General features: G+C 42.8%; 19 protein-coding genes. 7 read left to right on the forward strand and 12 right to left on the reverse strand.

All coding sequences use genetic code 11. The features are described 5' to 3' along the window. Positions 1-55: 55 nt before the first annotated feature. On the reverse strand, positions 56-1,522 hold the full coding sequence (locus JMX48_RS00540) for a GGDEF domain-containing protein (protein ID WP_201533159.1): 1,467 nt from the start codon (positions 1,520-1,522) through the stop codon (positions 56-58). 109 nt (positions 1,523-1,631) lie between these two features. Next, positions 1,632-2,513 carry a PHP domain-containing protein gene (locus JMX48_RS00545; protein WP_201533161.1) on the reverse strand — a complete coding sequence of 294 codons (882 nt, stop codon included), beginning with the start codon at positions 2,511-2,513 and terminating at the stop codon, positions 1,632-1,634. Between the two features lie 190 nt (positions 2,514-2,703). On the opposite strand from JMX48_RS00545, the gene ispZ reads away from it, so the two are divergent. From ispZ to mnmD, 4 genes are all read left to right on the forward strand, one after another. Then, a complete protein-coding gene (gene ispZ, locus JMX48_RS00550; protein ID WP_201533163.1) occupies positions 2,704-3,255 on the forward strand; it encodes a septation protein IspZ in 552 nt (183 codons plus the stop codon). Positions 3,256-3,381: 126 nt separating this feature from the next. Next, a complete protein-coding gene (locus JMX48_RS00555; protein WP_201533165.1) occupies positions 3,382-3,735 on the forward strand; it encodes a YciI family protein in 354 nt (117 codons plus the stop codon). Beyond that, a complete protein-coding gene (locus JMX48_RS00560) occupies positions 3,732-4,169 on the forward strand; it encodes a hypothetical protein (protein ID WP_227687824.1) in 438 nt (145 codons plus the stop codon). Before JMX48_RS00555 ends, JMX48_RS00560 begins: the two co-directional genes overlap by 4 nt. A gap of 66 nt (positions 4,170-4,235) precedes the next feature. Continuing rightward, positions 4,236-6,299, forward strand: coding sequence for a tRNA (5-methylaminomethyl-2-thiouridine)(34)-methyltransferase MnmD (mnmD, locus tag JMX48_RS00565; RefSeq protein WP_201533167.1), 2,064 nt, complete (start codon positions 4,236-4,238; stop codon positions 6,297-6,299). A gap of 42 nt (positions 6,300-6,341) precedes the next feature. On the opposite strand, the gene yiaA is transcribed toward mnmD, so the two are convergent. Further along, the gene (gene yiaA, locus JMX48_RS00570) at positions 6,342-6,899 is read right to left on the reverse strand and encodes an inner membrane protein YiaA (RefSeq protein WP_201533169.1); all 558 of its coding nucleotides are present in this window, start codon (positions 6,897-6,899) and stop codon (positions 6,342-6,344) included. Between the two features lie 151 nt (positions 6,900-7,050). On the opposite strand from yiaA, the gene JMX48_RS00575 reads away from it, so the two are divergent. Then, positions 7,051-7,713, forward strand: coding sequence for a hypothetical protein (locus JMX48_RS00575; RefSeq protein WP_201533171.1), 663 nt, complete (start codon positions 7,051-7,053; stop codon positions 7,711-7,713). 28 nt (positions 7,714-7,741) lie between these two features. Further along, positions 7,742-8,377, forward strand: a complete 636-nt coding sequence (locus tag JMX48_RS00580; protein WP_201533173.1) for a hypothetical protein — start codon at positions 7,742-7,744, stop codon at positions 8,375-8,377. Positions 8,378-8,572: 195 nt separating this feature from the next. Here the strand turns inward: JMX48_RS00580 and JMX48_RS00585 are convergent, their stop codons facing one another. The 7 genes from JMX48_RS00585 to ffh form a co-directional block, all read right to left on the reverse strand. Next, a complete protein-coding gene (locus JMX48_RS00585; protein ID WP_201533175.1) occupies positions 8,573-9,226 on the reverse strand; it encodes a DUF4112 domain-containing protein in 654 nt (217 codons plus the stop codon). After that, positions 9,219-10,157, reverse strand: a complete 939-nt coding sequence (gene ubiA / locus JMX48_RS00590) for a 4-hydroxybenzoate octaprenyltransferase (RefSeq protein WP_201533177.1) — start codon at positions 10,155-10,157, stop codon at positions 9,219-9,221. The genes JMX48_RS00585 and ubiA overlap by 8 nt, the downstream gene beginning before the upstream one ends. Positions 10,158-10,202: 45 nt before the next feature. Beyond that, positions 10,203-10,409: a hypothetical protein gene (locus JMX48_RS00595; RefSeq protein WP_227687825.1), complete on the reverse strand. Its 207-nt coding sequence runs from the start codon at positions 10,407-10,409 to the stop codon at positions 10,203-10,205. 40 nt (positions 10,410-10,449) lie between these two features. Then, the gene (locus tag JMX48_RS00600) at positions 10,450-11,343 is read right to left on the reverse strand and encodes a class I SAM-dependent methyltransferase (protein ID WP_201533179.1); all 894 of its coding nucleotides are present in this window, start codon (positions 11,341-11,343) and stop codon (positions 10,450-10,452) included. A 66-nt stretch (positions 11,344-11,409) separates the two neighbouring features. Then, complete coding sequence (locus tag JMX48_RS00605) at positions 11,410-12,252, reverse strand: undecaprenyl-diphosphate phosphatase (RefSeq protein WP_201533181.1); 843 nt, start codon at positions 12,250-12,252, stop codon at positions 11,410-11,412. A 73-nt stretch (positions 12,253-12,325) separates the two neighbouring features. Then, the gene (gene tsaB, locus JMX48_RS00610; RefSeq protein WP_201533183.1) at positions 12,326-13,021 is read right to left on the reverse strand and encodes a tRNA (adenosine(37)-N6)-threonylcarbamoyltransferase complex dimerization subunit type 1 TsaB; all 696 of its coding nucleotides are present in this window, start codon (positions 13,019-13,021) and stop codon (positions 12,326-12,328) included. Positions 13,022-13,273: 252 nt separating this feature from the next. Next, a complete protein-coding gene (gene ffh, locus JMX48_RS00615) occupies positions 13,274-14,821 on the reverse strand; it encodes a signal recognition particle protein (protein WP_201533185.1) in 1,548 nt (515 codons plus the stop codon). A gap of 408 nt (positions 14,822-15,229) precedes the next feature. Here ffh and JMX48_RS00620 point away from each other — a divergent pair, with 408 nt between their 5' ends. Continuing rightward, positions 15,230-16,003: a cytochrome c biogenesis protein CcsA gene (locus JMX48_RS00620; protein ID WP_201533565.1), complete on the forward strand. Its 774-nt coding sequence runs from the start codon at positions 15,230-15,232 to the stop codon at positions 16,001-16,003. A gap of 150 nt (positions 16,004-16,153) precedes the next feature. Here the strand turns inward: JMX48_RS00620 and purU are convergent, their stop codons facing one another. Both purU and JMX48_RS00630 read right to left on the reverse strand, forming a co-directional pair. Further along, positions 16,154-17,086 carry a formyltetrahydrofolate deformylase gene (purU, locus tag JMX48_RS00625; protein ID WP_227687830.1) on the reverse strand — a complete coding sequence of 311 codons (933 nt, stop codon included), beginning with the start codon at positions 17,084-17,086 and terminating at the stop codon, positions 16,154-16,156. Between the two features lie 201 nt (positions 17,087-17,287). Continuing rightward, positions 17,288-22,981: an Ig-like domain-containing protein gene (locus tag JMX48_RS00630; RefSeq protein ID WP_201533187.1), complete on the reverse strand. Its 5,694-nt coding sequence runs from the start codon at positions 22,979-22,981 to the stop codon at positions 17,288-17,290. Positions 22,982-23,025 lie beyond the last annotated feature (44 nt).

Here is a 23,025-nt window from a genome sequence, read left to right on the forward strand (position 1 = left end):
AAATTTAACCATTTTTAGCCCATTTAGATATTATTGCTTGAATTGAGGACACGCCCTAGTTAGCATAAAGTGGCACGATCGTACTATTTTCTGATGTGGACATCTCGTTGGCGCTCACAACTTGATTACGACCACGGGCCTTAGCTTCATATAAAGCCTTATCTGCCGTACAGATTAAACGCTGACAGATATCATGAGGAAGCAGCGGTGTAGAGACTTGTTTCTTAATCTGACCACTCATTCGTTTACTGATACGTGACTTAATTCGCCTTTCCTGCATGGGCTGATGCTTTGTTTCTTTTTGGATCAGCGCTTCGTGCGCCTTTCTAATTCTGGTGCGCTCGTCATGAGTCAGCGTATATAGACCCACACTGGTGGTCACATTAAAGGTTATATTATGATCGAGCGTTATGACGTGATCTGCAATGCTTAGCCGCAGTTGCTCAGCAATGATCATAGCGCTATCGTGTTTTGTATTTGGCAACACAATCAAAAACTCTTCGCCACCGTACCGACTAACAATCGTTTCATCAGCTAAAGACTGCAATAGCGTCTGTGACACCTCCATCAAAACTCGATCACCAATCTCATGACCATATTTGTCATTGATTTCTTTAAACCAATCTAAGTCCAATAAAATCACACTAAAGTCTTGATAATCTTTTAATGCCATCAATGCGTCTTGCATTTGCGTCAGGCCATAGCGGCGACTTTTGAGCTGGGTCAGATCATCTTGATTGGCCTGTTGTAGTATCTCTTTTTTGCTGTCATCTAGTATCAATAACAAAGTACGAAAGGTATAAATGATAAAAATCGCTTTTGGCAATGCCATATAAATATGGGTGGCACGCCAAAAAAACGCTGACGAAAAACGCAATTGACTCAAGCCGTCCCAGCTTAGCGTATTATTTTGAAAAATAGGCGCATAGATAGCACTCTCAATCGCTGTCATTTCACTATAGGTGAGATAACTATAGGTGGCTAAAGGAAAAGAAGTAATCGTCATTTGGCGCAAATTGGGCAACGTAAAGCCAAAATAAGGCATCACAGTTACCAATAAAATCAACACAATATGCCCTAAAAAAGCGATCCATACATAGTGACGTCGTATGAGCATCATCGCTAACATCGCCCCACCAACTAGCGAAATGCCAGACACCAAACTACTATGTCCCATGAGCAAAATGACCACGGCAATATAAATACTGTAGACCGCTACTAAAATTGCCTGCCATTTATGTAGCGATTCATTGTTTTTTCTAAGAGGCGATGATTCGCTTGCCATCCAAAAGCAGAATGCCCCCATTAATGTCACACCAATCCACAAAGGATAAAACAAATCCATATCGACGTAGAGGGCATAAATATCTTGGCGCCACCAAACAAACAAACACCATAGCCAATGCGATGAGACTTCCATCAAAAAAAACAATGCCAGTAGCGATGCCCTATCAGCAGCTTGCCACTCAAAAATCACTTGCGAGAGTTTTTTGTAGCCTAGATGAGATATCGATAAAGCCATAACGAGATACCGCAGATAGTGAAATTGATTGAGCTAAAGATAGAGTAATAGATCATAGTGGACCTAAATTTACTCATTTAACAGTCATAATTTTGCGGTAGATTTTGATTTAAGATAACGTCGCAAAAGACTGCCAAACCCCTTGCTGCTCAGGAGTTAATGTCGGTACATCACCAATGCGCCGCCACGGCATATTGCTGCCATGAAAATCACTACCTATCGATGTCACCAGCTGATGCTCGGCAATACTACGATCGACCATTTTACGAGTACTAAGTGGTTCACTATCCGCAGGCAGCTCGCAGGCATCACCGCCAAGCTGAGCAAACTCTTCTATGAGCTTACGCACTCTCGTCGCTGAGAGCTGATAACGCGTTGGGTGCGCCAATACCGCCTTGCCACCGCAAGCATGTATCAGATCGATACCATGTTGCATCGTCAGCGCCTCGATAGCCACATAAGCAGGCTTATTGTCAGCCAAATACTTATCAAACGCCTTTTGGACTGTCTTTACTTCCCCGCGCTCAAATAATACTTGCCCAATATGGGCACGCCCGACCGCTTGTGGGTTACCGCCTGCTTTATCTAGAACTGCTTGCCATAACTCATCATAGTTAATGTCTAACAGCTCACTGAGCTTTTCGGCAATTCGCTGCCCACGAGACGCGCGACTGTCTTGCAACTGTTGGAGTGTTTGATGCATTTTTTCACGATCGGTAAAATCCAGCCCAAGCACATGTATGATTTTATTGGTGGATTTATTTTTGCCATAACCGCCACTTAGCGTATGCTCACAGCTGATTTCGACCCCGTTAATCAACTGCATATTGCAGGATTCGGCAACCACTCTCGCCTCATCAATCCCTGCCAGCGTATCATGATCTGTCAATGCCAATACATTAACGCCAGCCGCATGGGCACGCTGTACCACTTCCGTTGGTGCATAGGTACCATCAGAGCAAGTACTATGACAATGTAGATCAATTTTCATAAAGTTGGCCTTAAGGTTTTGGAGGTGTTATCCATTTGAATGTGTTAATCGATATCAATATTTTATCAGTAAAACGCGTTGAAAACGTCCAAGGCATGTCATATAAGACGATTATCTTGTTGATTGCTTTTTTTTGGCGCAGTAGACGTGTAAACTACCCCATACGTTTTTGTTGGACATGCCACACGCTATGAAAGCCCTATTAGATTTTATACCCTTAATTGCTTTTTTTATTGTCGCCCGTACCCAAGGTATTTTGGCGGCAGCAGGTGCTTTACTGATTGCCACGATTGCTGTCTATACTATTCATTTTGTGCGTCAAAAAGGCAAATTTGATAAGCAGCAATGGGTTGTCTTGCTATTAACCATTTTGTTTTGCGGTGGTACATTAATCTTGCGCGATGATATCTATCTGCGCTGGAAGTCACCTATTATCAATGGTATATTTGCGTTGACACTTTTGGTCAGTGCCGCTATTAATAAGCCACTGATGCAGCTTGCGATGAAAGAAGTATTTACGCTTACCTTAAGCGGCTGGAAAAAGCTAACCGTTGTTTGGGCGCTATTCTTTGCCTTGATGGCTGTCTTACATTATATCACAGCGTTTATGATGTCAGATGAGGCGTGGATTAACTTTAAAACCTACGGCTGGATTCCGATTATGCTGGTGTTCATTGTCGTCCAATTTTTAGTATTAAAAAAGTATATCAATCCGGCGTTGACAGATAAAACCGTCAAGTAATCTTTATTATCTTATAATAACAAGCGATGTCTAAATTCTAATAGTGACAATCATTAATCAATAACGTTGATTATAAGTACGGTTAGAGGCAATAGCGCTTTATTTACTATTTATTGAGGAAGCATCATGTCCTTATTTGTCATTATCGGTCACGACGTTGCTGATAGCAGCGCACAGCGGCAGATAACACGCACTGAACATGTGGAACGTTTGCACGCATTAAGTCGCGAACAGCGATTAATCATTGCAGGTCCGACACCCATTGAACACGGTAAAAGCGAGATGTCAGGCAGTGTTATTATTGCTGATTTTGATTCTCTCGATGCGGCACAAGAATGGGTAAACGCTGAACCTTATTTACGTGACGGTGTGTACAGTCATGTGGATATCAGGCCATTTGTGCAAACATTACCAGCACCTAATGACCTACTTGAAAGTAAATCTGAAAATAAGCCGTCAGAAAAGGTAACCACATTGTGAGTCAGTGGTTATTTTCACTAAATAGTCATGCCTATAAAACGGGCCTAGCGGGCATTATGTTATTGACGGCGGCATCGTTGCATGCTGCTCCAACAACCCCCAATACGATTGGTAGTGGCACGCCTTCATTGACGGCGGCAGCAGAACCAGAAGCGACAGCGACGCCCACGCCTGCCACCCCAAACGCGAACAATACTTTATTAGCCGCACAATTACAGCCCTCTAGCAAAGCACTATCTGATGCCAATCAAGCGTTATTAAGTCGTAACGCGCAGCTTCAGCGCCAAGTGAACGACTTACAGACCCAAACGAACGTTTTGGTCTATGAGAGTAAAGGTCAGTTGTTTTTGTATGGTGCCTTTACGGTCTTAATCAGCCTATTGGTCGGTATTTTTATCTCTTGGCTGGTGTTTGTACGCCGTGACCGTTGGTAGTATTGACAACCTTTATGAGAGCCAATTTTTCTTGTTCAAGTCATCAATACTCCTAAGAAACGCTCTATGCCCACTAGCCAAACAAATCCACCATTAACCACTATTACGCCTGCTAATATTGACTGGCAAATGGATGATACCGGCAATATGGTGCCTGTATCAGGTGAGTTTGGCGATGTTTACTTCTCGCATGCAAATGGTCTAGCAGAATCGCGTCATGTTTTTTTAGCACACAACCAACTGCCAGAGCGCCTAGCACAGCTTACACCGAAGCAGTGCTTTACCATTGCTGAACTGGGTTTTGGTACGGGGCTAAATCTCTTAGCCACGTGGCAACTTTGGCGTCAACTGCGCGGCACACATCCGCAATTGGCGACTGCACGCTTGCATTTCATCACTACTGAAAAGTTTCCTATCCCGCTTGCAGACTTAACCAAGATACTCGCATTGTGGGGCACGCGCGCGCCTGAGCTTACAGAATTGATTACGCCACTTTTAGTAGCTTACCCGCCCCTGATTGCGGGCTGTCATCGTTTGAGCTTCTTTGATGACAATCTAACTATCGATATGTGGTTTGGCGACGCAGCAGAGAGTTTAGCCAAATTGGTGTCAGATAAGTCAGCTGAATTCACGCCTTATGTTGACGCTTGGTTCTTAGATGGGTTTGCCCCTTCTTGCAATCAGACATTATGGGCTGAAGCTATCTTTACACAAGTGAAGCGCTTATCACGCACCACTACGACCGCCGCCACCTACAGCAGCGCAGGTATTGTAAAACGTTCGCTGAGATCGTCTGGCTTTCAAATTAAGAAAGTGAAAGGCTTTGGTCGCAAGAATCAAATGCTAACAGCTATCATGACTGACTCAGATAACTTTAATATCGATATTGATATTGATATTGACGATGGTAATAAAAGTCGCGATATCACTTGTGAAACTGCTTATAGCACGTTTGATCACACCGTCGTCATTGGTGCTGGCGTCTCAGGACTGCTAACCGCTTGGACGCTGGCCAATCGCGGTATTCAGGTCACTTTGTTAGACAAGTTCGCGCCTCTGGCAGGCGCATCAGGCAACCCACGCGCCCTACTCGCACCCAAGATGACACCGATTCATCATGTTGATGAACACCTACACACGATTGGTTATCTCTATAGCAGTAGACTATATCGACAGCTCAATATACCTGCCAAAAAAGAAAAAATAGCGCCAGTGCTTGAATCCACTGGTGCTCTCGATCTGCTTATAAAAGCCAATATCGGTACAGAGCAAATCGCTGATTACCCTGATGATATGGCAACCACGCTGTCTAATAAACACGCACAAAACATCACTGGCTTAAAAGAGCAAGATATCTCAGAGAACTTATATTTGCCACAGTCTGGTTTGGTCAATCCACAAGCATTAAAGCAGACCATACTACTACATCCGCTCATTTGCTTTCAGCAGTTGGAGGTTGATAGCATCAGCGAGACAGAGCGCCATGTCTGTATTGAGGGGAATGATCTAGATGAGAATGCGATATCTATTATTACCGACCATGTAGTGATTTGCGCCGCATTTGAGAGTCATCAACTAGACAAGCGTATTTTTGATTGCCGTAAAATTCGTGGTCAGCTTTCTTGGTTCACGCCTACGACTGAGCAACTCAAAAGCTTACCCAAAATACCGCTTAAGTATAGTGGCTACTGTGCGTTATTTACTGCACAAACGGGTGATAGCTCATCAAACGATGTGATAGAAGGCCGACCTCAGTTTTTATTGGGCGCAAGCTTTATACGCAATGATACCGATGTCAATACTCGCAGTGAAGAGCATCAGATTAGCCGCGAAAAGCTGGTCACAGCCATTCCCGAAATGGAAACGATCATCCCAACTGATGTGAGTGGCTGGCAAGGACGCGCTGGCGTTCGTACTCAAACGCCTGATTATCATCCCATCGTGGGACAGTTAATAGACAGCAAACGTATTTGGGCAATGAGTGCGATGGGCGCTAAAGGTTATGCCTTGGCACCTCTATGCGCTGAGACGTTGACAGATATGATGCTTGGATCATTTGCCCCTTTATCAGCTGCCATGCTGGCGCGTTTATTACCAAATCGTAAACGCTTGCAAACGCCTCTCACCTAAAAAATTGACGCCTTTTACCTAAAAAAATCATAGGCAAAGGCTTTATTCACTATCTTCCTTTTTAGATTTAATCGCACCAAATAGTGTTTTTCCAGTATCAGATTCAGGCGACGCTTGATGAGAAATTTTAGCACTACTCTCATTATCAGCCGTAATCGTCGGTGCTGTTAAGGTTCGGATTTGTGCTTCATCACGAGTGTTCTTTTGGATGGTCACCGCTGCAAACAAACTCATGGTAAACGCCATCATATAAAAGCCTTTTTCACTTAGACTTAAACTTACTGCATTCAGAAGGCCAATCGCAATCAGAGCAATGGACAATCCTAAAGCGCCCCAACTGATCAAGTAATACATATTGGTCGTTGGAATACCCTCAGTACGATCACGAAGCGTCTTTTGCAAACTAATCGCTGAATAAAGACCAAGTGCCAGCACCGCTATGTAATAGCCTTTTTCATTTAATAACATACCTTGTGCATTCCATAATCCAAATAAATACGCAAGTACACCGACCAACATTACTGCCCAAGAAGTCCCAACATAAGCAGTAGTCGGTTTGTAAGCCGCTAGCTGACTCTTCGTAATCGTGTCATTATTCATCATTGTCCTTAATGAGAAGATAAGCAAATATTTGGTAGCGATATACAACTTTTATCGACCTCTATTTTTTCTTAACATAACACAAGCGTGTTATATTGTAATCTAAAATTATTTTTAAAATAAATAACATTTTTGACGACAGAGCCCCGACATGTCTTTTGTTACCTTACTCATTTTGCTTAGTCTCATTCTTATCGTGCCTATATTTTTCGTCATCAAAGAAAAATCCAAGCAAACGCAGATTGCCTCTACACAGCGGCATCAAGAGTATCTAACATCTGCAAGTCTTATTAGCGCCCAATCTCAAACAGAAATGGCTTCAAAAGAAAAGACAAATGATCAACCAGTTAATGATCTTAACGTGATTAAATTTTCCGCTCAGCACCCATTTATTAAATTAATCTATGATGAGAAAGTCCCTCAGACGTTTCGAGTGACTATGGATGATATTGGCCAACAATATGAGTCTACTCATCATGATCAAATCACTGAGTCACAACTATTTACCCTCAATAAACTCATCGCGATACGTGTGCCAGAACTAATGACTGACTATCTTAGTCTTGATCAACATTATGCAAAAACAGTCATTATTGATACGGATACACAAAATACCAGCCATGACATCGTGCTAGATCAATTAAACTCGATTTTAGATTTTGCGCAGAAGCTGAATACTCAAAGCCAGAGTGGCGTGGTAGACAAACTACTCGCCAGCCGTCGATATTTGGATGATGTCTATAAAGAAAGTGGCATGGCAGACAGTAGCTTAACGATAGTAGAATCCCGCTCACGACCGACGGCGCCTAAATAACATATTTTTAACGGACGAAAACTTTACCATGAAAACTCATGTATCAAACGCTTTGAAACTTAAGCCATACTACCAAATACTTCCTGCCGCTTTTTTGAGTATGCTACTTCTCACTGCCTGCCAAAAGACACCAGAAGCGGAAACGGCTGATGAGACGCAGACTGAAACAAATACGCAAACGACGCCAGTCACAACCAATATCAATGTACCTGACGTTGCTGATAACGATGAGAGCGCAGATAATAATCCAGCCATGTCAGCAGAAGGCACTGAAAGCGATATTAACTCCACTCAATTAGAAAATGATCTTGAAAGTACTAAGAACGCATCAAACAATGCTAACGCCACGCCTAACCCTGAGCAAGCCATCAAAGGTGCGCAAATCACCGATGTAAGTTATAAAAGCGCCGCAGGAGAGTCTTTGTCCGTGGTCTTTGAGACATCAGCAGCGGGACTGCTTAATGCCATTGTGACCTTGCCCAATAAACCAAAAATGACGCTAACGGCACCGGAAGGTCAAGGTAATAATCCCACTTATCGCTCAAGTAATGGCAATATTCAGCTGGTCAGTCATGAGGGTGGTGGCACTATTGACCTTATTCAAAATAGCAAAGTCACGAGCTTTGATGCTGTCAGTGCTGATGCCGAAGTCATTACAGAATAATTTTAATATAGTCTGTTCAATATAAAACCGATCTTACCTTTCACTGACTATAACCACACTTGGTTTTAACTTTTACCAAGCTCAATCGTTAGCCATAAAAAAGGCGACAAACACAAGTGTTATTGCCGCCTTTACAATGCTTTTATACAGAGTCAACCATACTTCATTTACGATTAATCAAACCTTGATTGACGATTAACCAAACCCTGTTGCTTGCCCAAATAGACTGGTTAGCCAACCAATAAATGCCCACAATCCCCAACCAATAATCAAAATAACGATCAACCCAAGAATATCGGGAATATGTAAATACAACCAAGCCATGACTGGATTACGCCAAAAGCGGCTATGCTTTTGCTTGTCTTCTAATGACTGATGTAAAAACGGACGATCCATATTTATGGTGTCAGTAATGCCATACTCATCGTGTAGATGTCTATGGACAATGTCCAAGGTTTTGCGACTGGGACGAATAAAAATATCGAGCAGCGTACCGATGCCGGGTATGATACCGACGACCATATCGACAAGCGCCAACCTGACAGCTGGCGTCATTTTATGCATAGGCACACCTAACTGACGCCCCAGTATGAACGCGTAGCTGGTTAATGCCAATCCTGCCAAATCCCCTGCCAGCGGAATGGTCGAAAGCGCCGCATCTGCGCCCATTCCTTGCCTCGTGAAAGGAATACGTACCAATGAATCCATGGTATTTGCGAACTTTGCCAGCTTGCGCTCAGTCGCAATGACTTGCTCACGAGTTAGCCCATGAGCGGCTAGCTTTGCCTGATAATCCACTACAGATGCTTTAGTATTAGAGGATTTTTTTAATTTTGAAAATCTATCCATTAACTGTCGTCCATATACAAGCCACTGCTATGATAGCAAAGACATAACGCCCTACCCATATATTGGCCAAAAACGCCTGAAAGCATGCCAACGCATTTCGGCTAGTACAAGCGCTATTTTGCTTAGCAAACATCATTGCTACTAAAGCCAAACCAAATATGGGAGTGATGCTCAAGCTGGTTGGCGCAAAATAATGCCACAACACCACACCCATGATTAGCAAAAATAAGGTCTGTAAGATAGAAATAATAATCACGTCATAGCTGTTAAACAATATGGCCGTTGATTTGACACCGATTTTTAAATCATCCTCTCGGTCAGCCATCGCATACTGGGTATCATAAGCCACCGTCCAGCACATATAGGCGATAAATAACAGCCAGCACCAGATATCAGGTGCGCCTTGTATCGCCACATAAGCCATTGGTATCGCCCAACCAAATGCCGCTGCCAAAAACACTTGTGGCAAATGCGTATAACGCTTCATAAAAGGATAAATAAACGCCAGTGTGACGGCACCAAGCGACCAATAAAACTCGTCGACAGGCAAAAAGAATAATAGACTTACGCTCAACACGACTAATAGCAAAAAGGCAGCGATCGCTTCTCTACCGGACAAACGACCATCAGCTAACGGTCGACCTTTGGTACGAGTCACATGAGCATCTACTTTACGATCAGCAAAATCATTAATCGCACAACCTGCCGCTCGCATTAAAATCGCCCCTAGCGCAAATATCACAAATATTTTAATACTTGGTAGACCCGCCGTCGCTCCTTGTTGCTGCGCCTGACCCATTGCCGCCAGCAGCACGCCCCAAAGCGTCGGCCAAAGTAACAGCTCAATACCGACTGGCTTATCAAAGCGTGTCAGCTGCATATAGGCGTGTAATTTGGCTTTAAAATTTAAGGTTGCGTGATTATTGGTCATTGATTAAGAGTCTCTATATTTGCTTCCATAATCGATTTGCGTCAATCAGTGAGATTTCAGGATACTGTTTTCGTAATGCTTTGATGGCGGCAGCTTTCTCTTTTTGTGCGGCTTGTGCACGCAAAAATGCCACCTGCTCTTTGGGTTACTCAACTCTTTTAGACGTGCTTCAAGACGAAGGATTCGAGTACGCAGCATGATATTGATTAACAATAACGCCGCGCCCATGACCCAAATAATTAGCGCTGACATTCCTTGCTCCTAACCTTATAAGCTATATTAGCTGATATTATCAAACAAAGTAACCGTCAAAACGTACCGCCTCGTTATCCCAGCGTTCACTGGGTAATTGATTGGCAAGTAACGGAGCAAATTGTGGACGCTTGACTATGACTCGACCAGATGCTTGTCCATTTTTACCAACGACTGCCAACGCGCTTTGAAGCAATTGCCGCTCCTCATCTGCTGTTGGCGGCTCAGCCAACTGATGCAATGCTTGCATATGCTTACCCACTTTAGCGCCTTTTCCTGTTTTACTGTCTTGGTGGCTGTCCTCTGGAAACATAGGGTCTAGATAGATCACATCGACGGCTTGGTTATTATTATCAGTAAAGGCGGCGCTGTTCATACTTGCAAAATAGCTGAGTGCATCGGTATTAATAATCTGCAAACGCGACATAAGCTTCTGCCAATTTGCCAACGCATTCATACGCTGTTGCTCTACTAACAATAGCAATGCCATCAATGGCTGCTGCTCAATCATAATGACCTTTGCACCTGTACTGGCTAGGATGAGGCTGTCGTGCCCAAAACCAGCCGTTGCATCGATTACCCTGCTATCTGACGTGATTTTTGCAGCTTGCAATAACAATTCAGACTTGCGCCCCGCACTCACCACGCGCCGTTGTAGTTTATCCCATTCAGGTGCAACACTTAACCCATCGCTCAGCCATGACAGTTTGTCTTTTTCATCGAGCAATAAGGTAGGTTGAATCGCTATTTGACTCAGTTGCTGGCGACGTTTTTGAGTCATTTTATCTGTGAATAATTCAGCATTTAAAATAATCGGCAGTTTATGTTGATGTATCAATGCTTGCAAGTTTTCAACTTGCCTTTGCTGAGAATCATGAACATAGAAAAGTTGGCAGTGTAAAAGTGCGCTAGCGTTGTGCTGCAAACGGTTCATGACGGTCATTCCTTGTTGCTGCTATTCCTTGTGACTACTGACACACGGATAAAATATCGCAAAACCTTAGCCTGCCATTTGATAACCAAAACCCCAAGCGGCGATCAACACTAGCACGCCAGTAATAATACGTAGCCATGCAAAAATCTTAAAGTCACGACGACTGACCCAAGCAACCAATAAGCGAATACAGAGCAAAGCAACTATAAATGAGACAACCGTTCCTATCCCTAATACCAGCCAGTCTTCACTACTGGTCAATACATCATGATGCTTTAGCAAATCTAATAACGCCGCACCCACGATGACAGGAATACCTAAAAAGAAAGAAAACTCAGCTGACGCCTTGCGCGATACGCCAAGCCACAGCGCACCAATAATAGTCGCACCTGAACGCGAGGTGCCTGGTATCAAAGCAAGACACTGAAACAGGCCAATAATTAACGCTGTTTTTAGGCTTACATCTTCTGCTTCTTCTGCAACGACGGCCTTCGGACGGTTTTCGACATAAAATATCAACAGACCGCCAACGATCAGCATAATGGCAACGACGATAGGATTGAATAGATACGCTTTGATCTCATCGGCAAAGGTAAAACCGACAATCATGACCGGAATAGTGGCGACAATTAAGCTCAGTCCCAGCTGCCTTGGGTTTTTCATACCATCGGCTTTACCCGTTAACAGGCCCATTAACGCTTGCCACAACCTGCCCCAGTAATCGTAGATAACGGCTAATATAGCGCCAAGCTGTACCACCACGACAAACAAATCAACTTTTTCTTTGGTCCAAAAGCCCATCAAATCTGCTGATAAAATCAGGTACCCTGTGCTGGAGATGGGTAAAAACTCCGTGATACCTTCAACGATACCCATGATGACAGCTTGAATTAATAAAATGATATCCACAATTTCGTTCCTAAAAATAGACTTTTAGCTTTATTTATATGATTATAGTGATAGCTAATAATTTCTTAAAACTCTAAGCCTTACCTTGCTCTTTGAGCGTTTTCCATGCCTGATTGCGTAGATATATGGGCAGGGCTTGCGACGCATCGGTACCGCCAGCGATTATAAACTGAGCGATACCTAGCTGACCGATCACCACCGCATCAGGATTGATATCGTCATAACTGAGTTGTTCATTATGATGCTTGAGTAAGTTAGCACCATTACCAACGATAGCTAGGTTCAGCAACGTCTGACTGTCATAATCTAGCAACTGCTCTGTATCTGCTGAATCTGTCAATTTTGTATGCACAGGCTTTGGCTGCATGATACCGTCAATGAGACAATAATGACCAAAATACACTTGCTGCATACGGGCGTCGAGCGCGCTATACACTTCGGACAAACCATATTTCTGATACGCCGCTTGAGCAATCGCTTGCAAGCTTGAAACACCCACACAAGGAATATCGTGCGCAACAGACAAGGCTTGTACCACCGCTGTATTGATCCGAATACCACTAAATGCACCAGGACCTCGGTTAAATACGAGCGCTTGAATATCTGCAAGTCGTAGCTGGCTACTCTTTAGTGCAGCATCAATCATCGGCAATATTTGCTGAGTCTGCTGGCGCTTACCAGTTTCAGTATGACTAGATAGTACGTGACCATTCGAATCCAAAATGGCAATCGAGCACTGATCAAACACGGTATCCATGGCTAAAAACATCAAAACCTCGATTTACACTGTGGGTATTATAAAAAAGTAGCGGCTGAATAAAACAGCGCCTATCATAACATTTAGGACAAACGAATTTTATGAATTTCTACGTTTTTCACACTTTCTCCATCAGAATTTGACTAAGTCAAATAGCCATAAAAAAACCTCAAAACGATATCAGCTTTGAGGTTTTCATTAAAAAAGTATTGTTAATAAAACTAGTCACCATTCATTAAAAATTAGCCACTACTTATCAAAAGGTTAAAAGCGCGTTTTAAACTTCTTTGGTGCTTGATTTTGCATGTCTTGCATCTGTTTTTGCATCTCTTCGGTACTTGGCATGTTGTTAGAATTAAGACCCATTTGTTTGGCCATTTGCTCTGGGTTCACGTCTTTCGCACCGCCTTGCTGACCGCCACCAAATAAAGGGCCACCACCGCCACCACCTGCGCTGCCGCCACCCATTAATCCTTGCATAGATTTCATCATTTTACTGATGCCTTCAGGCTTTGAGATCATCTTCATCATTTTTGCCATTTGCTTGTGCTGCTTCAGCAAACGATTGACGTCTTGAATCTCACGACCAGAACCAGCAGCGATTCGGCGTTTACGGCTTGGGTTGATCTTATCAGGGTTTTTGCGCTCAAACGGTGTCATAGAATTAATCAGTGCCTCCATCTCACGCACTTTTTCTTCTGGTTTGGCATCTTCGACTGCTTTTTGCATGTCAGAACCGCCCATACCTGGCATTTTATCCAAAAATCCTGCCATGCCTCCCATGCTCTTCATTTGCTGGAACTGCGTCAATAGATCCTCAAGGTCGAAATCACCGCCCTTTTGCATCTTTTTCGCCATTTTTTCGGCTTTATCACGGTCGATTTTTTGCTCAACCTCTTCGACCAAACTCAGTACGTCACCCATACCAAGAATACGCTGAGCGATACGTTCAGGGTGGAACAACTCTAGCGCGTCTAATTTTTCACCGCGACCTAAAAACTTAATAGGCTTACCAGTAATGGCACGTACAGAAAGCGCCGCACCGCCGCGGGCATCACCGTCGGTTTTGGTTAAGATCACACCCGTCAATGGCAATGCATCGTTAAAGGCTTTGGCAGTATTGGCTGCATCTTGACCGGTCATGGCATCAACGACAAACAGCGTCTCAGAAGGGTTGACCGCTGCCGTTAATGCTTTAATCTCATCCATCATGGCGTCATCGATGTGCAGACGACCTGCGGTATCGATAATCAAGATATCTTGATATTGGATCTTGGCTTCTTCGATAGCACGCAACGCAATATCAATCGGATTTTCGTCAGTGCTGGAGTTGACGAATTTAGCATTCACTTGACCAGCGACTTGCTCAAGCTGGGCAATCGCCGCTGGGCGATAAACGTCAGCGGACACCAACATCACTTTTTTCTTATGACGCTCTTGTAAAAATTTGGCCAATTTACCAGCAGTGGTGGTTTTACCCGCCCCTTGCAAACCCGCTAATAGATAGACGACCGGCGGTTTACCCGTCATCTCTAGCTGTTGATTGGCACTGCCCATCATTTCGGTCAGCTCGTCATGGACGATTTTGACAAATGCTTGCCCTGGCGCCAACTCTTTCAGCACTTCAGCACCCAGCGCTTGCTCTTTTACACGCTTAACAAAGTCCCGAGTGACAGGCAATGCCACGTCAGCTTCTAGCAATGCCATACGTACTTCGCGTAAGGTGTCTTTGATATTGTCTTCAGTCAGCTGTCCAGTCCCCACGATATTACGCAGGCTCGACGATAAACGTTCTGTTAAGGTATCAAACATAAATAACTCTCATTTAAAATAATTTTCAATTAAACCATTTGAATGGCTTATAAACAATATTAAGGTACTTCGTAAAATATTAGGTCGCGTTTTTATAAAAGCATTATAAAAACAGCACATTATCAATACTATATCATTAAGATGGTCAAGAACTTATAATCGTTTTGCAAAAGCCTTGGTAATTAAAGCCACAATTGACACTTATTGGGTTTTGGTTCAGAGTGACTTAGCCAAGCATTTATAAGGAATAAGCAAGATGGTGCTCAATTGGTCACCATTTTATGATAAATTGGACGATTATTCTAATCATTCCGATAATATCACTTTATCGTTGCATTGAGCAGCTGTTCTGCGCTCATGATGAAATGAGGTTTTTTACCTGTGCACTTTGCATTTTTACTTGCTAGTATGGCTTATATCATTGTCAGCTGCCACATCGGTTGGGCGCTGACTCAGGATAAAATAATCCATAAACCCCTGAGTTTGGGCTTGTTATTGATCGGCATGCTGGCTCATGCGACGCTACTTTACCCGTACGTGATTACCTCATACGGGCTAAATTTCAATGTCTTTAACGTGGTAAGCCTGACCAGCGTATTTTCTTTATTCTTTTATGTGCTGTTTTGCTTATACCGTCCTATTCTGAGCCTCGGTATTTTAGCCGCACCGACGGCCTTGATAGGAATGACGATAGGCTATATCGGCCACGCGCCTTATCAGCCGCTCGCGGATATCAGCACCGGTCTTGAGGCACATATATTATTGTCACTTGCCGCCTATTGTGTGCTGCTGATGGCAGCTGTTCAAGCGCTATTTTTACGCCTACAGATTCGCGAACTAAAGCATCAGAGCATTCACCGATTTTGGGTTAATAAGCTACCTTCATTGCAAAGTATGGAGAGCTTATTATTTGATATGCTGTTGGTAGGTTTTGTTTTACTGAGTATCGCGCTAGGCATTGGTTTTATTTATGTAGAAGACTTGATGGCTCAGCATATCGTACATAAAACGGTCTTTAGCGTGCTGTCTTGGTTGTTATTCGGTACGCTTCTATTAGGTAATTGGCGCGCAGGCTGGCGTGGCAAGCGTGCTGCCAATATTACTATTTACGCTTTTATTTTATTGGCCATTGGTTTTGTTGGTAGTAAGTTTGTTGTAGAGATGCTGTTACCTGTTTCGTAGTATAAAAGCGCGGTAGCCAATCGTATCTAATACCTATTCTGACTACCACTTAACTATTTTGTGAAATAAGTTTAATGAAATGAGTGCCCAACTGTTCAAAATAAAAAATATAATTGAAATGGCGTGCTTAGGCATTAAATTCATTGATTTTTAGTTAAAAACCACGGTCTTATTACCCGCCACAATCACACGATTTTGCACATGCCAGTTTACGGCACGGGCCAGTACATTGCGCTCGATATCACGACCAATCGCTCGCAATTCTGTCACACCTTGGCGATGAGTGACACGGTGGACATCTTGCTCAATAATAGGCCCTTGATCGAGCTCAGCCGTGACATAATGCGCGGTCGCCCCAATGAGTTTGACCCCTTTTTCATAAGCTTGACGATAAGGGTCTGCACCAACAAACGCGGGCAAAAACGAATGATGAATATTAATCACTTGCATCGGCCAGCGCTTCACAAAGTCAGACGATAGTATCTGCATGTAACGTGCCAGTACGAGCAAGTCATTGCCTTCCATCAATTTATGAATCTGCTCTTCTGCCTGTTCCTTATTGTCTTTGGTAACGGCCAAATGATGAAACGTAATGCCGAAGTTTTTTACGGCTTGGCGCAAGTCAGGATGGTTGCTCACAACGCAAGTAATCTCGCAATCAAGCAAGCCGCGTTGATGTCGCCATAACAAATCTAGCAATGCATGATCGAACTTGGACACCAAAATTCCCACTTTGGTCTTAATCGCATTGTTATGTAGCCGCCAATCCATATTATGACGTTTGGCAACTGTGTGACCAAAACTGACTTCAAAATTATCAATAATCTCGCTCAATCCTGCTAAGGCAAACTCTAAACGCATAAAGTATTGACCGCCTTCATGGGCAGTTGAGTATTGGTCAAGCGTAATGATATTCGCGCCATAGCGATGAATAAACTCAGAGACCGCTTGTACGATACCTGCCTGATCTTTACATTTGATCAAAAGCGTGGCGGTATCTATAGCACCAGTCGCTGGTATGTTAAGAGAACCTGTGTTCGGCTTTATATTCGATGATGAAGCGGTTTTTGTATTGTCTGACATAATACGCCCAATTAATAAAATAAAACTTGCTACTGAAATCATACATTATCAGGAGCATAGAAAACCGTCTATTTTAATCGCTTTCGCGAAACTTTGCTGAGAGAGTTGATTGTTTTTGGTTATTTAAGATGATAACGCAAAAACCCCCAACATAGGGTTGGGGGTTTTTGTTAAAAATAAATATTAGAGTAAGACCAATTGCTATTCAACTTTAAGTGTTTTAGAAAAGCCGAATCCATTATTACTTACATTAACGGTTGAGCCTAATTCAAATGCTTTACCAAAATCTATTATATAAGAATTAAAACCTGTGGTTGGCGTATTGGTTGATGACTCACCATCAATCGTAACACTGTAATTTGGTGAATAAGGCGATAAAGTGACTCTAGTACGCGGCGTATTCTCATTTATCATAACGCTCATACTATTGGTACATGTCGCACCACCGTCACCAAACGGACTGGTATTATTGACCCAAGGCGTCATTAGAGTTGATCCATTCACTGCCAAGTCATCTACTGAAGTCGGTAGTTGATAATTGATGCTTTGGATGTTTTCACTACCATTGACGAAAGTAGTGGTATCAAAACGTACTTTCACCCAATTTGAATAGTGTAAAGGATAACGAATCTCAAAGTCAGCACGACCTTCTGAATTTGTTGTAAGGGTATAATTATCGTCTGCAAGCTGCCCATTGACCAAAATAGTTACTGGGTTAATGGCTTCAAGCGCACCATTTGCATTCTTATCTTCATTTACGATGAGATCAGTATCTTTATCTAAAGTATAGTTATAATTAGCATCTTCCGTGGGATACCAATCAGACTTTAGAGGTACAGGAGTTTTTTCAGAGAAAGACTGTGGCTCTGGTATTGTTACGTTCCCATCTTTATCTATTATATCAGCTGCTTGATAAGTAACCGTGCTATCTAATAGGCAATATTTGCCTTGTGCGTATTCAGTAGCGTAAGACTTAATCGACACTTCTTGGTTTGGCACGGCGCGCCCTGAGCCATCCATGACAGCTATAGAACCACGCACAGTATAGTAAATGTCATCGGAGGATAGCTTGTTACCAAAAGCTAAAGTAGTATATACCGCCTCTTTTGATACGGTAATATTAGTAGTCTTGCTTCCTATGTTTGCAGTGTCTTCTAATAAACGTGCATTAATAATGACACCACCAATGGGGGAGCTGGCATTGGCTTGATAAATTACGCGTGCCTCGCCTCGGCTGTTCGTCACCGCTGTTGCAGCAGACAAACGACCTGCGGAAGAATCAGAAGCACGGCTAAAGACAACAGTTTTCCCTTCTACTGGCACATCATTTTTATCTTTAACTGTAGCAACCACTTCGGTGCTACCACCTGGAGTAATCACAGATTTAACGGCTTGGAAAAGCATCTTAGCAGGTGTTGTAGCACGGAAACGCGTGTCGACTGTGGCTCTGTAGCGCGGCTCACCATTTGGCAATGTGTCACCCAATACAGTCGCTTGTAAGGCAGTAATGCCCGCTAGCTGTGATGTTAAGGTAACTGGTACTGTGATAATATTCCCTGCTATATCGCCTGCGCTTATAGTTTTGGTAACGATCACATTATTACTCGCAGCACTACCACTGGCAAAGGCACCAAGTGTCGTTTGTACTTCGACTCGCTTTCCGATTAACTCTGCTGCTTGGGCAGCTGTATCACGTCGTATCTGAACCTTGATGATTTGTGGCGTATTAACATCGTAGACATTTTTAATATCGATAAAGCTGATGCCTGCCTGAGATACTTTAACCAGATCAATGCTGGTTAAGCTGCGCTGAGTGTTAACCTTGTTTTCACCAAAAGCACGTGCATACACACGTAAGTTACCGTTGCTATCAAACGATAAGTCACTTTCACGGATAGTAAAGCTTGTTTTACCATTTGCATCGGTAGTTGCAGTAGCATTAGTGGCAATAACATCACCATTTTCATTTACCAACTCTATACCAGCATTGGCTATAGCACGGCCTGTACCATCTACTGAAGTGGTGCTAATAGTTGTGGTTCCACCATCTTTGAGCTTAGTTTCTGTAGAGGTGAGAGTAATTTCGGTACCTATCGCTGACAAGCTTAGAGATTTTTCCTCACGCACTTGCATGCTAACATTGCCATCTTTGTCATATTGCGGCGTGACAATTTTGGCATTAATCACAACACTATGATTGAGACGCGAATTGATTGAATTCGCTGCTAAGATAACCCCGACATCTATCTGACCATTAGCATCAGTCGTTACCATACTTGGTGTGGTCAAAGCTGCACCACTTGCTTCGAGATTATCAATACTAAGCTGTACAGGCACACCTGCCAAGATACCGCCTTTATTATCAGTAACACGGAAAATTGCATTGGTTTGATCACCACCCGTGTTCAAGGTAGATTTATCAGAAGAGGCTATTAGCTGATAACTGTCAATCGTAGCGGTATCTACAGCAACGATATAGTTTTGAACTAGTTTAACGTTTTCTGCAGTCGTCGTGGTCGCCGTCAAACGTATACCAGCTTCTAAAATAGCTTGGTTAACGTTAGCACCGTCTTTAAGTGTTAAATCAAATGTAGCCACGCCGTCACTATTGGTGTTAGCAGTTCCATTAGAAATGCTGACACCCGTTTTTATAGGATTATCGACATTCAAACGTACTTCACGATTGGCAATACTACCTTCTTTATTCTCTAAACGAACGAATACTTTAAATGTATCACCTTTGGTATTGACGACTTTATTCGCGCCGACAGTTAAGGCTTCAGTAGTACCTGTAGGGGCAACGGTGCTAACAGAAGTACGTTGCGTAACGATATTGCCATTCGCATCAGCCGCGGATAGTCCGATATTAATACTCCGGCCGATAGCATTTTTTTGCTCATCAGTTAAACTGCTTGATACAGCTATGGTAAACACCGCTTTACCTGAACTATCGGTCGTCTGACTACCGCCTGACACCAAAGTTACGCCATTACTAGCGACAGATGCAGGTAATGCAAGAAAGACTTTTTGTCCGGTGACAATGCTGCCTTTTTTGTCTTTTGCTATTACTTCGATCTGTGTCTCACCACCGTTTAAATTTAAAGCTTTCGATGGACTAGCCAGCAAAGAGATAGCAGAAGTCATAGACTGTACTTTGATTTTGACTTGTTGCTGCTTACCCGTCAGCGTTTCTGTCAAGGTAGCCGTCAATACCTGCTTGCTAAGCGTTTCTTTTTGCTCATCAGTTAAGTTGTTTGGAACTACAACATTAAAACTAACTGAACCATTGGTATCCGTATTGGCAACAATGTTCGCTGATCCAAGCTGACCGTTGACTGTCAGCAAACTTGCCAAGGATTTATTTTCAAAGGTTAGTTTGATTGGCTGGCTGGCTATCTGCTCACCAGACGACTGATTGTTAAGCTGGGCTTGTATCGTAACAGCACTACCTACATTATTAAGAATATAACCTGCTTGATTTTCGATGTTGTTTGTTGCATTTAGAATACTCAAATTAACTGTAGGAGTAATCATTTTTACTTTTTGTATTTCAGACTTATAAGTAATATCATTTTCGACATAAGAGAGTTGATAGTTAATACCCGCACTCTTCAAATCGGCACGCTGCTTGGCAGTTAAACCTGCTGGGATCGTAACCACAAATGTCGCTTCACCACTAAAATCGGTAGTGGTACTATTCTGGGTAATAGTAACCCCATAGTCTTGTGCTTTAGCACCTAGCTGAATAGCAACTGACTTCGCTTCGACTGGTTTAGCATTGCTACCTTTGGTCGTGAGTTTAATACCAATATTACCACTACCACCAAGTTCGCTAATCGTTGGAGTTGTAATAGAGGCAAACTGGATATTCGTTACTGGCTGCTCAACCTTGATAGTTTGAATGATCTTAGACTGTGTACCATCCTGATCGGTTAGGATAGCGGTATAACTAATGCCAGACTTGATTAGTTGATCACGTTGGGCCTGCGTGAGGCTTTGACTAATACCGATATTGAACTCTGCTACACCACTATCATTAGTAGTTTTTTGATTGCCTACGATAGTAACACCAGTACTCGAACCTTCATTGATCACAAGCTTCACTGTTCTTCCAGCTGCGGCACTACCGTTTTTACGTTTGGCTGAAATTTGCAAAGTAAACTGATCTTTCAATACATTGACAGTAGTAGGAATGCTTTTGGCCGTTAAGGTAATATCACTTTTACCAATATCTGAGCCAATGGTAATGCGCTCGCTACTTGCTATGCTACTAGCGCCAGAGGTTTCAACAGCGTTGACACTCAATACAAAGTTAACAGCTTTTTCTAATGCCGCTTTTTGTGCTTCGCTTAGTCCTGCAGGTACACGTACTGTGTAGCTTACGACACCTTTATCATTGGTAACTTGCTCAGCACTACCATCAATAGTGAGTAAACCTTTACTAGTTAGCGCCGTGGGTAGCGTGGCCGAAACTGATTGATTGGCTACTGCTCCACCGTTCTTGTTATTTACTCTAAAGCTTATAACAGCACTACCACCTGAGCTTGATATTTGTTTTTTGCTACTTTCTTCAAAACTCACTATATTTTTTGCAAGTGGTATTTCAACTGAGCTTTCAAAGGTTTTAGGAGTGATTGAGCGGTTGGGCTCTGATAATGTCACTGTATAGCTGATACCATTTTTAGCAAGTGCGCTACGTATAGCATCTTTGAGTTCAGGTGCTACTATTAAAGCAATGGTGGTTTGACCTTTACTGTCTAAAATCAGTTGATTATTGGCTAAGCTGACGCCTTCAGGTGCATCATTAAGCTTGACGGTAACTTTAGCGCCCTCAATCTTAGTGGGTACGCTATTATTTTTTGGCTTAGCAGTTAGAGTCAATTGCTGAGTATCACCATAAGCACTCAGCGGTTTTGAAACGTTAGCTATGCTTAGCTCATAATCAGAAACTGGCAAGGCTATGGACAGATTACCTGTTTCTTGCTTAGTTGCACCATTTTGCTCTTGAATATTAATCGCATATGCAATGCCTTGGCCTTGCAGCAACTTATCACGCTCAGCTTTTGAAAGATTCTCGTCAACTTTAATATTAAAAGTCGCTACGCCGTCAGAATTGGTAACTTTACTATTACCACCTACGATAGAGACGCCTTTGATATTATCAATACCCAGTCCAACTTTAACGTCTTGAACACGGGCACCCTTGCTATTTTTAGCAATTACGGTCAATTGAGCACCGTCACCATAAGGGTTTAGGGCGTTATTAGAGACCGAACTTGTGCTTAATGAAGAAGTAATATCAAGCTTGCTTTCAGTAACTGGTGTTCCATCGCCACTGTCCTTTCTACTAACCGAAACTTTCAACTCTTGCGGTGCAATAGCAGTACCATCTGCTTTTTTAGCAGTTGCTACTAATGTAAATCCTTCTGCTATTAATAAATTTGTATCAGCAACTGCTTGAGGATTGAGTTTAAGGATATAGATAGCATTGCCATCATTATCCGTCGTCTGGGTACTCTGACCTTCGATGGTGATACCATTATTTTCAGAATTAACGACTTTTAATGTCACTGCTTTACCAACCATAGCACCACCAGAGCCTACTTCAGCAGCTTTGACAGTGACATTAAAGGTTGTCTGTTCATTAGATAGCTCGATGATAGTAGGTGTCGTGCTGAGTTTTTGTAAAAAGAAATCAGGTTCGACATCTGGTACTTGCTCGCCTCCACCATTATTCCCACCTGTACCATTACCAGGTTGTTCGACACCCAAGTCAGGTTTTGGCGCAATCGTGTCAGTACCATCACCGCCACCACAACCTGCCAACGCTAGCGCACAAGTCAAAGAAGTGAGTTGAAACAACTTAGAAGTAAGAGGCAATGAGCTATATGACATTTTTTGAACTCCGCATGAGCAGTAATTTATTCGAGCAAATAAGG

The sequence above is a fragment of the Psychrobacter immobilis genome (genome assembly GCF_904846225.1).
In the GTDB taxonomy this organism is placed as follows: Bacteria; Pseudomonadota; Gammaproteobacteria; order Pseudomonadales; family Moraxellaceae; genus Psychrobacter; species Psychrobacter immobilis_F.

Excerpts from the sequence above, each read along its gene's own strand:
- JMX48_RS00585 (WP_201533175.1), bottom strand. The coding sequence starts at position 9,226 with ATGGATAGATTTTCAAAATTAAAAAAATCCTCTAATACTAAAGCATCT.
- JMX48_RS00575 (WP_201533171.1), top strand. The coding sequence starts at position 7,051 with ATGTCTTTTGTTACCTTACTCATTTTGCTTAGTCTCATTCTTATCGTG.
- JMX48_RS00630 (WP_201533187.1), bottom strand. The coding sequence starts at position 22,981 with ATGTCATATAGCTCATTGCCTCTTACTTCTAAGTTGTTTCAACTCACT.
- mnmD (WP_201533167.1), top strand. The coding sequence starts at position 4,236 with ATGCCCACTAGCCAAACAAATCCACCATTAACCACTATTACGCCTGCT.
- JMX48_RS00600 (WP_201533179.1), bottom strand. The coding sequence starts at position 11,343 with ATGAACCGTTTGCAGCACAACGCTAGCGCACTTTTACACTGCCAACTT.
- JMX48_RS00620 (WP_201533565.1), top strand. The coding sequence starts at position 15,230 with ATGGCTTATATCATTGTCAGCTGCCACATCGGTTGGGCGCTGACTCAG.
- JMX48_RS00545 (WP_201533161.1), bottom strand. The coding sequence starts at position 2,513 with ATGAAAATTGATCTACATTGTCATAGTACTTGCTCTGATGGTACCTAT.
- purU (WP_227687830.1), bottom strand. The coding sequence starts at position 17,086 with ATGTCAGACAATACAAAAACCGCTTCATCATCGAATATAAAGCCGAAC.
- JMX48_RS00595 (WP_227687825.1), bottom strand. The coding sequence starts at position 10,409 with ATGTCAGCGCTAATTATTTGGGTCATGGGCGCGGCGTTATTGTTAATC.
- ubiA (WP_201533177.1), bottom strand. The coding sequence starts at position 10,157 with ATGACCAATAATCACGCAACCTTAAATTTTAAAGCCAAATTACACGCC.
- ffh (WP_201533185.1), bottom strand. The coding sequence starts at position 14,821 with ATGTTTGATACCTTAACAGAACGTTTATCGTCGAGCCTGCGTAATATC.
- tsaB (WP_201533183.1), bottom strand. The coding sequence starts at position 13,021 with ATGTTTTTAGCCATGGATACCGTGTTTGATCAGTGCTCGATTGCCATT.
- ispZ (WP_201533163.1), top strand. The coding sequence starts at position 2,704 with ATGAAAGCCCTATTAGATTTTATACCCTTAATTGCTTTTTTTATTGTC.
- yiaA (WP_201533169.1), bottom strand. The coding sequence starts at position 6,899 with ATGAATAATGACACGATTACGAAGAGTCAGCTAGCGGCTTACAAACCG.
- JMX48_RS00540 (WP_201533159.1), bottom strand. The coding sequence starts at position 1,522 with ATGGCTTTATCGATATCTCATCTAGGCTACAAAAAACTCTCGCAAGTG.
- JMX48_RS00555 (WP_201533165.1), top strand. The coding sequence starts at position 3,382 with ATGTCCTTATTTGTCATTATCGGTCACGACGTTGCTGATAGCAGCGCA.
- JMX48_RS00580 (WP_201533173.1), top strand. The coding sequence starts at position 7,742 with ATGAAAACTCATGTATCAAACGCTTTGAAACTTAAGCCATACTACCAA.